20 protein-coding genes are annotated in these 16808 nt (G+C 37.6%); all 20 read right to left on the bottom strand.

All coding sequences use genetic code 11. The features are described 5' to 3' along the window. Positions 1–4: 4 nt before the first annotated feature. A complete protein-coding gene (gene fliY, locus F7984_RS06870) occupies positions 5–1231 on the bottom strand; it encodes a flagellar motor switch phosphatase FliY (RefSeq protein ID WP_139891241.1) in 1227 nt (408 codons plus the stop codon). After that, complete coding sequence (gene fliM, locus F7984_RS06865) at positions 1228–2220, bottom strand: flagellar motor switch protein FliM (RefSeq protein ID WP_140461273.1); 993 nt, start codon at positions 2218–2220, stop codon at positions 1228–1230. The genes fliY and fliM overlap by 4 nt, the downstream gene beginning before the upstream one ends. A gap of 45 nt (positions 2221–2265) precedes the next feature. After that, positions 2266–2682 carry a flagellar basal body-associated protein FliL gene (gene fliL / locus F7984_RS06860; RefSeq protein WP_139891243.1) on the bottom strand — a complete coding sequence of 139 codons (417 nt, stop codon included), beginning with the start codon at positions 2680–2682 and terminating at the stop codon, positions 2266–2268. Continuing rightward, a complete protein-coding gene (locus F7984_RS06855) occupies positions 2672–2893 on the bottom strand; it encodes a flagellar FlbD family protein (protein WP_139891244.1) in 222 nt (73 codons plus the stop codon). The genes fliL and F7984_RS06855 overlap by 11 nt, the downstream gene beginning before the upstream one ends. 46 nt (positions 2894–2939) lie before the next feature. Continuing rightward, positions 2940–3731, bottom strand: a complete 792-nt coding sequence (gene flgG / locus F7984_RS06850) for a flagellar basal body rod protein FlgG (RefSeq protein WP_140461272.1) — start codon at positions 3729–3731, stop codon at positions 2940–2942. Between the two features lie 83 nt (positions 3732–3814). Continuing rightward, entirely contained in the window at positions 3815–4204 is a 390-nt protein-coding gene (locus F7984_RS06845; protein WP_139891246.1) for a TIGR02530 family flagellar biosynthesis protein, read from the bottom strand. Between the two features lie 18 nt (positions 4205–4222). Further along, positions 4223–4858 (bottom strand): flagellar hook assembly protein FlgD, encoded by a 636-nt coding sequence (gene flgD / locus F7984_RS06840; protein ID WP_225983672.1) that lies wholly within the window; start codon positions 4856–4858, stop codon positions 4223–4225. Positions 4859–4869: 11 nt separating this feature from the next. After that, positions 4870–6195: a flagellar hook-length control protein FliK gene (locus tag F7984_RS06835; protein ID WP_140461271.1), complete on the bottom strand. Its 1326-nt coding sequence runs from the start codon at positions 6193–6195 to the stop codon at positions 4870–4872. A 34-nt stretch (positions 6196–6229) separates the two neighbouring features. After that, the gene (locus F7984_RS06830; protein WP_225983713.1) at positions 6230–6838 is read right to left on the bottom strand and encodes a MotE family protein; all 609 of its coding nucleotides are present in this window, start codon (positions 6836–6838) and stop codon (positions 6230–6232) included. 23 nt (positions 6839–6861) lie between these two features. Next, entirely contained in the window at positions 6862–7302 is a 441-nt protein-coding gene (gene fliJ, locus F7984_RS06825; RefSeq protein ID WP_139891250.1) for a flagellar export protein FliJ, read from the bottom strand. A 4-nt stretch (positions 7303–7306) separates the two neighbouring features. Next, complete coding sequence (fliI, locus tag F7984_RS06820) at positions 7307–8617, bottom strand: flagellar protein export ATPase FliI (protein WP_140461269.1); 1311 nt, start codon at positions 8615–8617, stop codon at positions 7307–7309. Further along, entirely contained in the window at positions 8614–9378 is a 765-nt protein-coding gene (fliH, locus tag F7984_RS06815; RefSeq protein WP_181161984.1) for a flagellar assembly protein FliH, read from the bottom strand. The genes fliI and fliH overlap by 4 nt, the downstream gene beginning before the upstream one ends. Next, a complete protein-coding gene (gene fliG, locus F7984_RS06810; protein ID WP_066100433.1) occupies positions 9371–10390 on the bottom strand; it encodes a flagellar motor switch protein FliG in 1020 nt (339 codons plus the stop codon). The genes fliH and fliG overlap by 8 nt, the downstream gene beginning before the upstream one ends. Positions 10391–10403: 13 nt before the next feature. Next, positions 10404–11996, bottom strand: a complete 1593-nt coding sequence (gene fliF, locus F7984_RS06805; protein ID WP_066100434.1) for a flagellar basal-body MS-ring/collar protein FliF — start codon at positions 11994–11996, stop codon at positions 10404–10406. Between the two features lie 107 nt (positions 11997–12103). Then, on the bottom strand, positions 12104–12412 hold the full coding sequence (gene fliE / locus F7984_RS06800) for a flagellar hook-basal body complex protein FliE (protein ID WP_066100437.1): 309 nt from the start codon (positions 12410–12412) through the stop codon (positions 12104–12106). A gap of 19 nt (positions 12413–12431) precedes the next feature. Beyond that, on the bottom strand, positions 12432–12950 hold the full coding sequence (locus F7984_RS06795; protein ID WP_140461267.1) for a flagellar basal body rod protein FlgC: 519 nt from the start codon (positions 12948–12950) through the stop codon (positions 12432–12434). Between the two features lie 2 nt (positions 12951–12952). Next, the gene (flgB, locus tag F7984_RS06790) at positions 12953–13345 is read right to left on the bottom strand and encodes a flagellar basal body rod protein FlgB (protein WP_066100443.1); all 393 of its coding nucleotides are present in this window, start codon (positions 13343–13345) and stop codon (positions 12953–12955) included. A gap of 552 nt (positions 13346–13897) precedes the next feature. After that, positions 13898–14674 carry a GTP-sensing pleiotropic transcriptional regulator CodY gene (gene codY, locus F7984_RS06785; protein WP_066100446.1) on the bottom strand — a complete coding sequence of 259 codons (777 nt, stop codon included), beginning with the start codon at positions 14672–14674 and terminating at the stop codon, positions 13898–13900. Positions 14675–14806: 132 nt separating this feature from the next. After that, complete coding sequence (hslU, locus tag F7984_RS06780; RefSeq protein ID WP_140461266.1) at positions 14807–16222, bottom strand: ATP-dependent protease ATPase subunit HslU; 1416 nt, start codon at positions 16220–16222, stop codon at positions 14807–14809. 16 nt (positions 16223–16238) lie between these two features. Continuing rightward, complete coding sequence (gene hslV / locus F7984_RS06775; protein ID WP_140461265.1) at positions 16239–16781, bottom strand: ATP-dependent protease subunit HslV; 543 nt, start codon at positions 16779–16781, stop codon at positions 16239–16241. Between the last annotated feature and the right edge of the window lie 27 nt (positions 16782–16808).

The following is a 16808-nucleotide window of genomic DNA, read 5'->3' as shown; positions in this document are numbered from 1 at the left end:
CAGCTTACTTTAATTTTTTCAGACGGTCAGTTCGGCTAATAATATCTGTAACCCGAACACCAAAATTTTCATCAATTACAACGACTTCTCCTTTGGCAATCAAACGCTTATTCACCAAAATATCGACCGGTTCACCGGCTAATTTATCCAATTCAATAATAGATCCTGATGATAGCTCAAGAATTTCTTTGACGGACCGATTCGTTCTTCCCAGTTCTACGGTTACCTGCAAAGGAATATCCAATAACATATTGAGGTTATTAACCTCTTTTTCATCTAACCGCTGCGTGTGCTCAAATTCAGAAAACGTGGCAGGCTGTACCTGAACCGGCTGGCTATAGGGAGCAGAATTCGTTCCTAGATATTGATTGCTTTGCATATTTATCTCTGTTTTACCTCCCAACAGTGCGTCGTTGATGTGCTCCGCTTGATACGATTGATCAGATGCCGTTTTAGCTACTCTCTCATTACTGGTTCTCACAGTTGGTTCCACTCCACTCATGGAATAGGCAGCTGGTTGATTCTGTTTAATTGTCTCTCCCATCTCAGGAGAAGTTTTCTTCATCAATTCATCTACTAAACTTCTGGCAAAATGCGCAGGCAATAATTGCATGATATAGGAATCTATTAAGTTCCCTATCGTTAATCTAAAAGACACTTTCACAAGCAAATCAGCTTTTGGAAAAACATCATGTCCAGAGCCTTCCATTAAATCTATAAGCTCTATGGATGGAGGCGAGATATCTACACGCTTATTAAAAACAGTCGACATGGAGGTTGCAGCAGAACCCATCATTTGATTCATCGCTTCCTGTACAGCGCTTAGATGAATCTCAGATAAATCCTCAGCTGGAGAATGCCCATCTCCACCCAGCATGAGGTCAGCAATAATAGCAGCATCTGTCTGCTTTATGACCAACAAATTAGAACCAATAAAACCATCTGTATATTCCACCTGAATGGCTACATATGGCTGTGGAAATTCTTCCACTAATTTTTCACTGGCAACTATAGAAACGCAAGGTGTCGTAATATCCACTTTGTGATTTAATAGTATAGATAAAGCAGTTGCTGAGCTTCCAAATGATATATTGCCAATTTCACCAAGAGCATCCTGTTCCATTGATGAAAAATAATCACCTATCGCTGGTGAAGCAGGAAACACTTCCTGATTAGAACTATCTAATAATGCATCAATTTCTTCCTGAGTAAGTCTTTCATTGTTCATCATTCTAAGCTTCCCCCTTTCAAGTTCTCCAATATTTGAATGCCTATCTTCTTATTTACCTTTCCTGCCTGTCCAAGGAATTTAGGAACATCTCCTATGGACAACACAATTGGGCTGTCTATTGGCTGACCTAATTCAATAACATCCCCCACAGTTAGATTTAAGAAGTCTTGGATTAAAATATCAGCAGTTCCCAATTGAGCAATCAGGGGTAACTCTGCTGTTCGAACTTGTTGTTCTATCGCTTGTACTTCATTTGGTTCTCTTTTCTTTTTGCTTGTATGCATCCAATAATGTACAGATAAATTAGGAATAATAGGCTCTAATACTACATGCGGTATACATATATTTATCATCCCGCTAACTTCACCGATTGTAATATTTAATGAAATTACAACCACCGTATCATTTGGGGAAACCATCTGTAAGAATTGTGGATTAACCTCAAACTCTGATAGCTCCGGGTTTATATCGGCTATGTTAGCCCACGCTTCCTTTAGATTCTCAAATGCACGTTCAAATAGATTGGACATAATTTTGGTTTCTATCTCTGTGAGGCTCTCAACTTTATTAAGACTTGAACCTCTGCCGCCTAATACACGATCGAGCATGGTATAAGCGATAATCGGATTAACTTCCATCAAGATTCGTCCATCTAAAGGAGGAACCTCAAAAACATTCATAATCGTCATTTTAGGAATTGAACGTATAAATTCTTCATACGGAAGCTGATCAGCTGTCGCAACATTGATATTGACATACGTGCGTAACTGCGCTGAAAAATAAGTGGTCAGTAAACGAGCAAAATTCTCATGTATTCTTGTTAAATTTCGAATTTGGTCTTTCGAAAACCGTAAAGCTCTTTTAAAATCATAAACTCTTACTTTTCTTTCATTCTCTTCCTTTTTCAATTCATCTGCATCCATTTCACCTGTTGAGAGGGCAGATAATAATGCATCAATTTCATTCTGTGATAAAACCTCGCCAGACAATCGAATCACCTCCGTAGTTTCAGATACTTTTATGTCCGTCGCTTTTTATTGGAGAATAGACGAGGTAGTATAAACTTGAATAACCTTACCTTCCTGCATCAACTCATTCACTTGTTCCTTAAGTTTATTTTCAAATTCCAGTTTGCCCTTTTTATCATTCAGTTGTTCAGCTTTCATCTCAGATAATTCTTTAATGACAATGTCATTTACTTGGAAAATTCTTTTTTCTAATTCCTCTTTTGCCTTTTTACCGTCTGTTTCCATCATATACGTTACTCGAATTAACGTATTATCCGTTAAGTTAGTCGTAATTTCCGGTATTTCAACAGAATATTTAATAACCTCATCAATACTCGGTTCTTTATCTGCAGAGTCGCCTGTGTAATTCATTAACACAACAACCGCGATGATCCCCAGCAAAGAAATAGCTGACAAAAATAAAAGTATTAATTTATTCTTCATCGGTATCCTCCCGGTTCTGCTGATGTCCTAAAACGTTTATGCTGCGATAAAAATGATTAATCATCTGTATAAGTTCTCTTTCCTCAGTTGCGACGATTAACTTTTTTCCATTGGTAAGTGTTATAGTCGTATCTGGATTTGCTTCTACAGACTCTATGAATAATGCATTTAAAAAGTATTTTTTTCCGTTCAATTTGGTTACCTGTATCATAATTGGGAGGGCTAAAGGATTTCTTTAGCCCCTGCCTCCTTTACCATTACCTTTTCAAATTAACTAATTCCTGAAGGATTTCATCAGATGTTGTGATAATGCGGGTATTAGCCTGAAAACCACGCTGTGCCACAATCATATCTGTAAATTCTTCAGATAAATCCACATTTGACATTTCAAGTCGACCTGATGTCAGTTTCCCTCTACCTTCGGTGTCTGCTGTTCCTATGTCGAGTACCCCAGAATTTGCAGATGCTTGAAATGTATTATTACCCGCCTTCGTTAATCCGGCCGGGTTAGTGAATTTAGCTACTCCAATTGTTGCTATAGTGTCACTAGCTCCATTTGCATCGACACCCGTTATTTCGCCGCCCTGTCCAATACTGAAGCTGACTATATTTTGCGGGATAGTGATCTCCTGTTCGTCTATATCTAGAACCTTAAATCCTTCACTTGTCACAAGTGCCCCATCCTGATCTAAATAAAAATTCCCTGCACGTGTATATAATTGTTGATTTCCATTTTTAACTACGAAATATCCATCACCTTCAATAGAAAAATCCAGTGTTCGATTCGTCGTTTGGGCACTTCCCTGTGTATCAATATTATCAATCGAAGCCAGTGAGCTTCCGAGGCCTACCTGAATAGCATTCGTACCGCCCTTATCAGCAGTGGCTCCGCTGGCACCCGAAACAGTTTGGCTCATAGTATCTTTAAATGTAACCCTGCCTTTTTTAAAGCCATATGTGTTCACATTTGCGATGTTATTACCGATTACATCCAATTTTGTTTGGAAGTTTTTTAATCCGCTAATGCCAGAATACATGGAACGTAACATATTATTATTTTTCCCCTTTCAGCTTGGCTGTATCAGTCGATCAACAGCCTGGCTTCCTCTCATGAGGTCCAGCCATCCAGTTTTTATTTTAAAATGATTGCCCCATTAATATTTGTGAAAATTTGGGCTCCCGCTTCGTCTCTATCCATTGCAGTAATGACCGTATTATTTTTTGCATTTACAATGAGGGCTGCATGATCCATCAACACCAATGAATCATTTAAACCCTTGCGCCTTGCTTCAGCCAATTTTACTTCCAGCTGGCCCCATTGATGTTCATCTATCTGTAAATTTCGTTGTTGGATGCGCTGTTGGGCATGCTTGCTGATTGTAATACCTTTATTTGCAGCGTCCAGTTCAGGCCTAAGAAAGCTTTCAAAAGAATCATTTCCACTTTTCATTTGGTTTTTTTGCGCACCTTTAAGTGGATTGGCAATTGGCACTTGTGGCCTGAATATAATTTTTTGATCCATTGACTTCGCCTCTTATCTTTATCCTACTTTAATCAACTGATTGAGAAGCAGAGAGGTTTTCGCTTCATCATTCACCTCTAGTTTAACTTTTCCGTCTCTTTGAAAGACCGAAGATACTTCTGCCGTGTGTTCTTCCCCTTTATCATCCAGCCAAGTCACTTGTTTCCCTATTAGACGACTCGCTTCGGCAAGATTATTGCCCTCTGATAGCTGATTTATGGAAGAAATATTTGCAGGCTCTAATACAGTCCCGTCTTCTAGAATAAATTTCACACTCTCATCAACAAATTGGATGGATTTCACAACACCCTTTCCTTCCACAACCTCCGTGTCCCCACCTTCGTTATCTGGGTTGGCCAGTTTATGATAGGTCACTTCCTGCCCCACAAACTGCGAATAGGTGATTAATAGATTTTGATTTTGTGAGTTCACAAAGCTCTCTAACGTCGTATTCATATTCGTCATTTGCTCAAGACTTGAGAAGGTTGCCATTTGCGCTATAAAGTCCGTATCGTCCATTGGACTGGTTGGATCCTGATTTTGTAGCTGTGTCAGCAATAATTTCAGAAAATCATCCTTATCCAGGTTATTTTTTACTTCCCTCGTTTGATTCTGTAAGGAACTATATAAAAGACTTGTATCAATCGTTGTCAAAATGACTCCTCCTATATTTCCTGATTAATGATTGATTCTTCCAGAACACTTGAAAATCCTGAAAATAATTCTTCATCATGATCCCTAACATTTTGATCTTCTTGATGTTCATGCTGATTTCTTCTCTCTTCCGAAGGAGATTCTTCCTGGAAGTGCGTATCCTGTGATTGTTCTAGGTCTATTTCGTCGAAATCAATTCCCTGTGCAGCCAATGAAACTCTTAGTCCTTGAATCTGAGATTCTAATAGCTCTTTTCCTTTTTGTGTATTGGCAATAATTTTGGCTACCAGCTGGCCGTCTTTTTGTATTAATTCAATTTGCAAGGTACCCAGGTTCTCCGGTGTCAATCGAACAAATAATCTTTGAACACCATTTTGGTTAGTAAAATTCGATTTAGATAAGAGAGATTCAAATGATTTAATGAATTCATCTGCACCTACTGCTTGTCCACCTTTTTCAAGGGTCAAGACAGGACTCTGCTGCTGTGTTTGTAACTGAAGGTCTCCAATCATCACTGTTTGGTTTAACGGAATATCTGCACTTTTAGCAGACATAGGATTGAATCCGACAATGGAACCACCATTTTTGAAGTTTAATGAATAGGTTTTAGATTGCAGATTGTATGTGTTCATGCCTATATCTCTTAATGAAGCAGGATTGTTTTTTACATCAGACAGAATTGGTTTTTTTGTTTCATCCAAGGCTGTCAATTTGTATTTCCAGTTCAATAAAAGAGCATCTAATTGACCAACATTTTCTGCTCCTTTTTGATTGAACGTATGCTTATGGCTCATCACAACCAATTTTCCGAAATTCAACAGAGTAAGAAATGCATTTCTTTGATCATTTGTTAAACCTTCAAATGGTTTTGCTAACCCATTAGTTAATATGCCATTAAGTGTTTCAATATCATCTTCAACAGGAGGCAATTGAGTAAAATCGATCTCCTTAAATGTATCGTATGAATCCAATAAATTCCTTAATGCCTCTTTAATTGCTTCAGAAGGATTTTCACCCAGAAGCTGTTGAATAAACTCTGATTCTGGAAGAGCTTCCTGGTTATTGGTTAGCAGCATATTTAACAGCTCAAATGCTCCTTCCAACTCTTCAAGTCCCTCTTTTTCCAGGAAACTCAAAGTATCATCTACTTCAACTCCATCATGCAGTATTTCATATACTGGATCCTCTGTTTTCTCTGCTTTGTCCAAGCTCTTTTCATCTTGGAGCATTTTATGAAAAGATTTATCCTGAGATTTTTTATTTATTTGCACTTGGTCATTAGGTAAAGCAGTTGTTTTTACAAATTGGTTGTTAGGCAATACACCCATCTGATTCATTTATTCACCTCCTTTCAATCTTTCTGCTTTCCCCTTAAGAATCCTCAGCACCATTACTTTTCTCGGCCGAGATTTTTTCCATTAATACGGCAGCTTTTTTAGCTTCCATCTTTTCCATAATGTCAGCCAAGGCTTCTGTAGTAATAGAGGATAGGATTTTCACCGCTTCTTTCTCATTCATTTCTGCTACTATTAAGGCCGCCTGTTTGGGAGCCATTTTCTCATAGGTATCAATGATATCTTTTGAGGATCTTGAGTTTTGTTCTTTTTTTTGATCTAATTCTGAAATCGTCTGTTCCAGTTGCTCTACGGATAACTGACTGCGCTTGAGTTCAATCTCCTTGTTATCCAGCAATTTTTCAAGACTTTCCGTTTCTTTCTCTTTATCCTTAAGCTCTGACTTAAGACTAGCAATTTCTTTCACATAATCCGCTTGATTTGTTTGATTTGTCTGTTTTTCTGCCTTTTCCTCACTCTCACCTAAAAAGGGAATATTTTCAGCAAGTTTTCCAGCTTGTTCCCCTATACTTTTACCTGAGAAAGTTACGGTGATTACCAGAATTCCAGCTATGAATATCAGAACAATCAATATAGTAAGGAACAAATTCAGTTTACTAAATCCTTTGTTTTCCTTTTCTTCCATACGATCCAACTACTACGCCTCCATCATGAACGGCTCATGTATTGTTGAATAGATATTTCATCCATTTGCCGATTTTCTTCGTATTTCATTGTATTAAAATATCTTTGAAAATCTTTCTCTTTGATTTTCTCGTATTTTTTAACCTCTACATTGCTTTCTATCAGAAGCTGGTGATAAAAGTGCATTTTAGATCGTGTATCCATCACACGCTTTTGATAATGGGCAATCATCTTTTCATGATTATCCAAAAAATGCTGATTATATCTGACCTGCTGTACGGACAATCCCTGTTTTAATTGTTCAGATTGTGAATCCAATAACTCTTCTTTCTTTTTCAGCACTTGATAGAGATTTTCGGCCTCTGATTCAAACTCTTTTACAGCTTCTGTATATTTTGACTCTGAATCATTCTTTTCTTTTTCTTTTATCGTTAATATTTTTTCGAATTTATACTGATAGTGCATTGAATCATCCACCCATCTCTACTAATAAGTGCAGTTGTTCGATACTTTGCTGTTTCGTCACTTTTTCATTTACATCCTGTTTTAAATACTCAATGATTGCAGGATATTTAGTAATAGCTTCATCAATGATTGGGTTGGAGCCCTTTTTATAGGCACCAATATTAATTAAATCTTCTGCTTCCAGATAAGCAGCTAAGGATTGTCGTACCTTTTCAGCTGCTTTAGCATGAGCCGGTTCTATAATATGAGCCATTATTCTGCTGATACTTTTTAAAATATTGATTGCTGGAAACTGTCCCTTATTAGCAAGGTCTCTGTCTAAAACAAAATGTCCATCTAATATCCCACGTACTGTATCAGCAATAGGTTCATTCATATCATCACCATCTACCAATACCGTATAAAAGGCTGTAATCGTTCCCTTACTGTTCGTTCCAGTTCTCTCTAGCAATCTTGGCAGAATACTGAAGACAGATGGAGTATACCCTTTAGTTGTCGGTGGTTCCCCAACAGCCAGACCCAATTCTCTCTGTGCCATAGCAATCCTTGTAACCGAGTCCATCATCAGCATGACATTCATCCCCCGATCGCGAAAAAAATCAGCTATGGCTGTTGCCGTATAAGCAGCCTTTATTCTCATTAAGGGCGGCTGATCTGATGTGGCCACAACTACTATAGATCTTTTTAATCCAAGAGGACCTAAATCTCTTTCGATAAATTCTCGGACTTCTCTCCCACGTTCACCAACAAGAGCTATCACATTTAAATCAGCTGTCGTATTCCTGGCAATCATTCCTAATAATGTGCTCTTTCCTACTCCGCTTCCCGCGAAAATTCCAACCCTCTGACCTTTTCCAACCGTTAGTAAACTATCAATCATGCGGACACCTGTTTCAATTCCCTCATTAATGGGCGGACGTGACATTGGATTTGGAGGATCCTGCTCCGTTGCTGTAGAGGATAAACCGTATGGAAGTGACCCTCCATCAAGTGGGTTTCCGATAGCATCAAGTGCCTTGCCTATTAAACCTGTTCCTACTTTGATCTCGAGCGGTTTACGAGTCGCCTCGACAATAGAGCCGGGTGCTATCTCACTTACAACACTATAGGGCATTAAAATGACAATCTCATCCCGGAATCCTACTACTTCAGCCTTTACCTTGTTCTTTTTGCCGGTATGGATCAAGCATACATCTCCAATTGAGCTGGCCGGCCCCTGAGACTCAATCATAAGACCTACCACTCTTTTAATTCGCCCATATCTCTTAAACGTATCGAGAGTATCAATTTGATCTATTAATTGAGAGACTTTCATGAGAGGTCCTCCTCAAGGATTTCCTGAAGCTTAATTCTGATTTGTTCCAGCTGTTCATCCACACTTGCTACCAAACGTCCATTGGATGATTCAATTACACATCCATTTCCTTCTAACTCATCATTCGGATAGATATAAAACTCTGTTTCTCTTGGAAATAAGGACATTAATTCTTTTTTATGTGTTAAGACAAAAGAGTAATGAAGCGGAGGAATATGTAGTTCAATATTTTTATATTCTCGCGCTTCCTTAATTGCTTTTTTCACAATAAATAAATAATCTTCCTCATTTTCGTCTAAGTGCTGATTCATAATTTTTTCAGCTACCTTTATTCCGAGGTTGAGGATGGTAAACTCAGACTTTTCCACAACAGATTGATATTCTTTTTTAGCTTGGTTCATTGTCTCTTGTGCAAGGTTCAGCATGTGCTGATATTCTCTTTTTGAGTCCGAAGCACCCTGTTCCTTACCAATGAGATACCCTTCCTGTCTGGCCTCTTCAATGAGAATTTGTTTTTCCTTATCCCATTGCTTTACTTCTTCCTGTATCTTTAGATAAACTTGATCAGCCTGTTTCTGAGCTTCTAAAACAATTGCCTCAGCTTTTTGATTGGCTTCCATCAAGAGCCGATTTAGATCAGAAGCTACTGACTCTTCTTGAAAAAGGGACTCATTCTGTTCATTCATTATTTTTTTAATCCGGATTATTTTCTTCTCTTGCGCATGTGTTTCTGTATAATGGGACTTTATAATTCTAGACAATAATGTCATCTCCCCCACCACGGGCTAGGACGATTTCACCGGCATCCTCAAGGCGTCGAATAATCGCAACAATTCTTGACTGCGCTTCTTCTACATCCCGTAAACGAACCGGTCCCATAAATTCCATCTCTTCTGTAAATGTATCGACCATCCGTTTGGACATGTTTTTATAAACAATTTCCTTAACCTCTTCACTGGCGACTTTAAGAGATAGCATTAAATCTTCGTTTTCTACATCTTTAATCACCCTTTGGATGGCTCTATTATCCAAGGTGACAATGTCTTCGAATACAAACATTCGTTTCTTAATTTCTTCAGCCAATTCAGGATCCTGTATTTCTAAAGCATCCAAAATGGTTCTTTCTGTTGAACGATCAACACCATTTAACACTTCTACAACGGCTTCAATTCCACCGGTTTGCGTATAGTCTTGCGTAACAGTGGCAGATAGCTTTCGTTCTAGAATTTGTTCTACCTCATTGATGATTTCAGGCGAGGTGCTGTCCATTAAGGCAATCCGTTTCGCTACATCTGCCTGCATATCCTGAGGAAGCTCTGATAAAATCTGTCCTGCCTGTCCCGCTTCCAAATAAGATAGTATTAAGGCAATCGTTTGAGGATGCTCATTCTGTATAAAATTCAGAATTTGGCCCGGATCTGCTTTTCTGACAAAATCAAAGGGCTTCACCTGCAGAGATGATGTTAAGCGATTGATAATGGCCTGTGCCTGGTCACTGCCCAATGCTTTTTCTAATACAGTTTTGGCATAACCAATTCCACCCTGAGAAATGTAATCCTGTGCCAGCGCAATCGTATGGAATTCATCTACGATGTCTTCCTTCTCTTTTGGGCCTACCTTTCGTACGCCTGAAATTTCTAAGGTCAGCTTTTCAATTTCCTCTTCCGATAAATGCTTATAAACATTTGCAGATACATCCGGCCCCATTGAAATGAGCAGGACTGCAGCCTTTTGTTTTCCCGTTAGACCACTTTTTTTATCTCTGATAGACATGTCTTCTTACCCCCTAGTCTTCCGTAATCCATGATCTTAAGAGTTTCGCAAATTCATCAGGCTTTTCTTTCGCCAATTTTTCTAGTTGCTTTCTTTTAACAGTGGCTTCTGATTCTGCTTCGTCTTCAATATCGGCTACCAAAACAGGAGGGATCGGTTCTTCATATTGTTCTATCTCAATTTCTTTATTTTTTCTGGATTTGATAATAAAAATCAAAAGCAGAATAATCGCTAAACATAATACACCGCCAATTACATAAATCCACCACGGAGTACTGTTTTCCTGCTGTTCGTCAAATGTAACTTTCCCATTAAATGGCTGGATGGAAATCGCAATTTTTTCCTCTAATTGATCATCTGTTAGAGGATTTTCATTTTCTGATTTATCGATACTTGTTCGCACAATCGTCCCCAAAATATCTCTTATATCAGTTATTCTTTCTTCTGGGAGAGAGTTGGTGTCATTAGCATCAGGTGGTTCAACCATAACCTGAATCCCCAAATCTCTTACTTTGTATGGAGATTCACTAATCTCTTTACGTATTCGGTTAACCTCTGTGTTTACTGTTTCCTCAGTCTTCTCATAATCACCATTTCCATTTGATCCTTCAAGATACTGCGATCCCAGTGAGTCTGAAGGATCTTCAGTAACAGGTGTACCGCCTTCTGCTCCTGTTTCGCCTGTATAGGTCTCTGATAGTTTTTGGGCACTGATCGTCAGGCCTTCCATATTCTCTTCATCCACGGGTTCCACAAGATTTTCTTCTCTATTTTCTTGGGTAAAATCCACATCAGCTGTTACAGAAACAACAACTTTATCGTTACCCATGATCGTTCCAAGCATACTTTGAACTCTGCGTTGTATATCCTTCTCAATCTCTTTCTTTATTTCATTTTGGGATGCAAAACTATCCGTACTATTGCTGCCACTATTATTTAAATCAAAGTACTCAAAGTATTGATTCATAATGACGATATTATCTGTAGGAAGATTTGGGACGCTTTTTGATACTAAATGATATAAGGCTTGTATTTGCTTCTCTTCAAATTCCTGTCCAGGCTTTGTATTTAATACTATGGAAGCCGAGGCCTCCTCTTTTGTATCACTAACGAATACCCCCTTATCAGGGAGGGTGAGAATAACCTCAGCACCTTGAACTCCTTCTATCCCTTTAATAAGGCCTGCTATTTCATTCTGCATAGCATCCTGTTTAATGACATTAAATTCATTATCAGTCATACCAAAGCTTGCATTTTCACTGAAATATGAATAATCTATGCTTCCTGACTTCGGAATACCCTCTGCAGCAAGCTCAACTAGCAACGTATCTGCCATTTCACTTGGAACTAGTATCGTACTGCCATTATCAGCGATTTCCGACGTGATTCCTCTGCCATCCAGATTCTCTTTTATAGATCCAGTTTCTGTTGGTGAAAGATCACTATATAGAGGAACGAGCGTTGTTCTTGAAGTAAGAAAAACAACCGCAGCAGCAATTAGTATTACTGCAGCCATCATACTGATATAGAGTGTTTTCTGTTTACTTGAACGGCTCTTCCAAAAATCTTTTATTTGATTTCCAATTTTTATGAACGTTTCCTTCATCGTGATCCCCCGAACTTAGCTTTTGCATCAATATTAACGTCCACAGAGACTTCCCTGTCATATGTAGGGAATATTAATTTCGTTGGGACAATGCATATATTATTTTTCTACATGCTCATTCTCATTATTTCCTGATAAGCTTCGACTGCTTTATTGCGGACTTCCATAGCCGCCTGCAGCGTTATACTCGCTTTTTGGGATGTAATCATTACATTATGCAAATCAACATTTTCACCAAGTGCTAATTTTTGTGTCATCGTAGCTGATTCTTGCTGAGTCGTATTAATTTCTTCAATAGATTTCTTTAGGACGGACGCAAAAGATTTTTGAGATTCGTATGGTGTAGTATTGGGTGAGTTAGGTAGTTTTTGAGTAAAAATTGAAGAAACAGAGTTGTTTAATTGAATTGGTTCCATCCCTTATAGCCCCCTAATTTTATTTTCCTATTTCAAGTGCTTTCATCATCATCCCTTTGGATGCATTGAATACTGTAATATTCGCTTCATATGACCTTGTTGCACTGATTAAATCAACTGTCTCACGCAATGGATCAACATTGGGCATTTTAACGTACCCCGTGTCTGGATCAGCATCTGCATGGGCTGAATCATAGACCAGTTTATAATCGGGCTCCTCGATATAACCAGCTTCATTGGCTGCCTGATTGCCAGGGTCGTAAACCATATTGACATCTTCCTTAATCGCAGCAACTCTAACACCATTACCAACAGAAGAATTATTTGTTTTATTCATAGCTGTATTCAAAAAATTAGAAAACCCATTATCCTTTGTTTGCAATTCAATTGATTTCCTTTGATAAGGTTGCCATTCACCATCAACATACTTGCCTCTTGTTGTTTCAGCGTTGGCCATATTGGATGAAATCACATCCATACGCAGTCGCTGTGCTGTTAACGCACTGGATGTAATGTTCATGCCAGTGAACAAACCCATACCTACTTACCTCCCTGTATAACACTTTTTAATGTTTGAAAATTGCCATTCAGCCGTTCAATCAATGCATTGTAATAGATTTGGTTAGTAGCCAAATCGCTCATTTCACTATCCATATCCACACTGTTTCCTGTACTATTGTAATTCCGACTGTTACTGGTTACTTGAATGGCACTGCTTCCTGTTTTCTTAAATTCAAAGTGCCTGCTATCGGTTTTAAAGGATTGATTATTTATTTGTGCTGCTTGATCTAATTCAGATTTAAAACTCACATTTTTTGCTTTATAGTTAGGCGTGTCGACATTTGCAATATTTTGGGAGATAGCTTTTGATTTTAATGACGAGTAATTCAACCCTTGTTCAAGCAAGCTGACTGTGTTGGAAAAAAGCTTCATTTTATCACCCTTTCATACTTAGAGAGTTTTCCCTACTCTATTAGTTAATTCATTTTCTACGACAAATCCTTCTATATATTGAACATCTATCCAATATACTACTATATTCACTATTATTTTACAGAGTAATATTACATATTTCTTTATTTTAAGTATAAATAAGACAAAATAGTCACATTTATAAATTATTTGTCATAATTTATATTAAAGAAAATTAACATAAAATGATAAGTACAATAGTCCTATTTTGACCAAGAGTTTTTGAATTTACCTGGCTATTTTCACATTTTGTTCAAATTTCAACTAACAAAAAAACGAACCCATTTTTAGGAGTTCGTTTTTTTTCATTACTAATAGAAGTAAATAAAGTAAGTTTGAAAACCCTTCATTGATTTCCCATTATTAAGTAATAAGAGTGCAATAACAATTACTATCAACATCTTACGTTAAATGATATTGTATTGATGTTAATTACAAGTCCAACCGACTTCTTTTATCCAGTAACAAAAAAACCGAAGTCACTTTTTGACTTCGGTCTTTCTATTTGCTGTATTAGCGTTTTAATCCTTCAAGCTCGTTTAAGAATTTAGCATTCAATACTTTGATATAAGTACCTTTCATACCTAAAGAGCGAGATTCGATAACACCGGCACTTTCTAACTTTCTTAATGCGTTAACAATAACAGAACGCGTAATTCCTACTCGGTCAGCTATTTTGGAAGCAACTAATAAACCTTCATTACCTTTTAATTCTTCAAAGATATGCTCAATAGCTTCTAATTCACTGTAAGATAATGAACTGATAGCCATTTGAACAACAGCCTTGCTTCTAGCTTCCTCTTCAATTTCTTCTGCCTTTTCACGCAAAATTTCCATTCCAACAACAGTAGCACCGTATTCACCTAGAATCAAATCATCGTCAGCGAATTTTTGTTCTACACGGGATAGAATTAATGTACCAAGGCGCTCACCGCCGCCTACGATAGGAATAATTGTAGTCCAGCCTGATTTAAATAACTCTTTGTTTTCTACAGGGAAAGCTGTATATTCGCTTTCAACATCAAGATTGGAAGATGTTTCTTTAATATTGAAAAGATTATTTGTATATTCTTCAGGAAATTGACGATCTTCGAGCATTTTTTTCATACGCTCATTTTCAATTTGTTGGTTTATTTGAAAACCAAGTAATTTTCCTCTGCGGCTAACTACGAAGATATTCGCCTGAATTACTTCGCTTAAGCTTTCAGCCATTTCTTTAAAGTTAACTTGCTTTCCGCCTGTTTGTTGCAGCATCGAGTTTATTTTTCTTGTTTTATTCAGTAAATCCATTGTTTACTTCCTCCTATAATGTCTTCTTTTATGGATATTTATCAAGTTTATTGAGTGAACAGGATAATGGAAAAGAGTAAAATGTAACTAATTAGTTGTACCCTTGAGCAATAATCTGAAACATCAAACTACTTATAATATAAACTCACTTAAGTCTTTATTTTTAGATATTGCACCCAGTTTTTCATCCACATACTTAGGGGTAATCATAATATGCCCCATAGAAATTTCAGGAGCTTCAAATGATAGGTCCTCTAAAAGCTTTTCCATAATAGTATGTAATCTTCTTGCTCCAATGTTATCCGTGTTTTGGTTCACTTCAAAGGCAACCTCGGCTATCCTACGAATAGCTTCGTCTGAAAATTCAATTTCTATACCTTCTGTTTCTAATAATGCTATATATTGTTTAATCAAAGCATTGTCAGGTTCTATTAACACTTTATAAAAATCATCCACAGATAATTTTTTAAGTTCTACTCTGATTGGAAAACGACCTTGCAGTTCAGGAATAAGGTCAGAAGGCTTTGCAATATGGAAAGCACCTGCAGCAATAAATAACACGTGATCCGTTTTAACAGTACCGTATTTCGTTACGACTGTCGAACCTTCAACAACAGGAAGAATATCTCTTTGGACTCCCTCTCTCGATACGTCTGCTGAAGAGGCACCGCCGCTCTTACTCGCTATTTTATCGATTTCATCAATAAAGATGATACCAGTCTGTTCAGCTCGTTCAATAGCTACCTGTGTTACCTCATCCATATCAATCAATTTTTGCGCTTCTTCATTTGCCAATACCTTACGTGCATCTTTAATAGCTAGTTTTCGTTTTTTCTGCTTTTTAGGCATTAGATTACTGAATGCATCCTGCATATTCATACCCATTTGTTCCATACCGGATCCCTGAAGCATATCGAACATTGATGGAGGCTGTTCTTCTACCTCTACAGTAATTACTTCTTCTTCTAACTCACCTTTTAATAAACGCTCTTTGATTAATCTGCGTTTTTCATATATATTTCTTTCATCTTCCTGATTATCTTGATCAGATGGATTGGAAGTATCACCTGAACCGCCGAATATCATCTCAAAAGGATTTTTAAAGGAAGACGACTTTTTGCCTGAAGGTACTAACAATTCTACAATTCGATTGTTAGCATTTTCTAATGCTTTATCCTTCACTTCCAGCATTCTTTCTTCTTTTACAAGTCTAACAGAAGTTTCAGCTAAATCACGCACCATGCTTTCTACATCACGTCCGACATAGCCAACTTCTGTGAATTTTGTTGCTTCCACTTTAATAAAAGGGGCTTTAACAATTTTAGCAATTCGACGAGCTATCTCAGTTTTCCCAACACCAGTCGGTCCAATCATAAGGATATTTTTCGGTACAACCTCATCACGCATGTTTTCTTTTAAGAGACCGCGTCGATACCTATTTCTTAATGCAATAGCGACTGCTCTTTTAGCATCCGCTTGCCCAATTATGTATTGATCCAATTTCTCAACTATTTGTCTCGGCGTTAGATTTTTGTTGTCCTGTTTCATTATGACCCTCCTTTGTTCATAGCTCTTCCAAAATAATATTAGAATTCGTATATACACAAATTTCAGATGCAATTGTTAACGAAGCATGAGCAATTTCTCGGGCTGTCATATTTTCACCGGAAAAACGTTTCAAGGAACGTCCAGCGGCCAGCGCATAATTCCCACCGGAACCAATCGCCAATATACCATCATCAGGCTCAATCACTTCTCCGGTACCTGAAATCAGCAGCATATGATTCGTATCCATTACGATTAACATAGCTTCAAGCTTACGTAAAACTTTATCGCTTCTCCAGGATTTAGCAAGTTCAACCGCTGCACGCTGTAAGTTTCCATTATATTCATGTAACTTACTCTCGAACATTTCAAATAAAGAAAAAGCGTCCGCAACTGAGCCTGCAAAACCGGCTAACACTTTTCCATTAAATAATTTTCTCACTTTTTTTGCAGTGTGTTTCATTACAACGGCATTTCCCATTGTTACCTGACCGTCACCAGCCATAGCACATTCCCCATTATGTTGCACTGCAAAAATGGTAGTAGCATGAAATTGTTCCATAATACAACTCTCCCTTACTAAAATTAA

Source organism: Pradoshia sp. D12, assembly GCF_008935075.1.
Lineage (GTDB): Bacteria > Bacillota > Bacilli > Bacillales > Pradoshiaceae > Pradoshia.
Note: the sequence above shows the minus strand (reverse complement) of the source record. Positions and strands in the feature narration are given on the sequence as shown.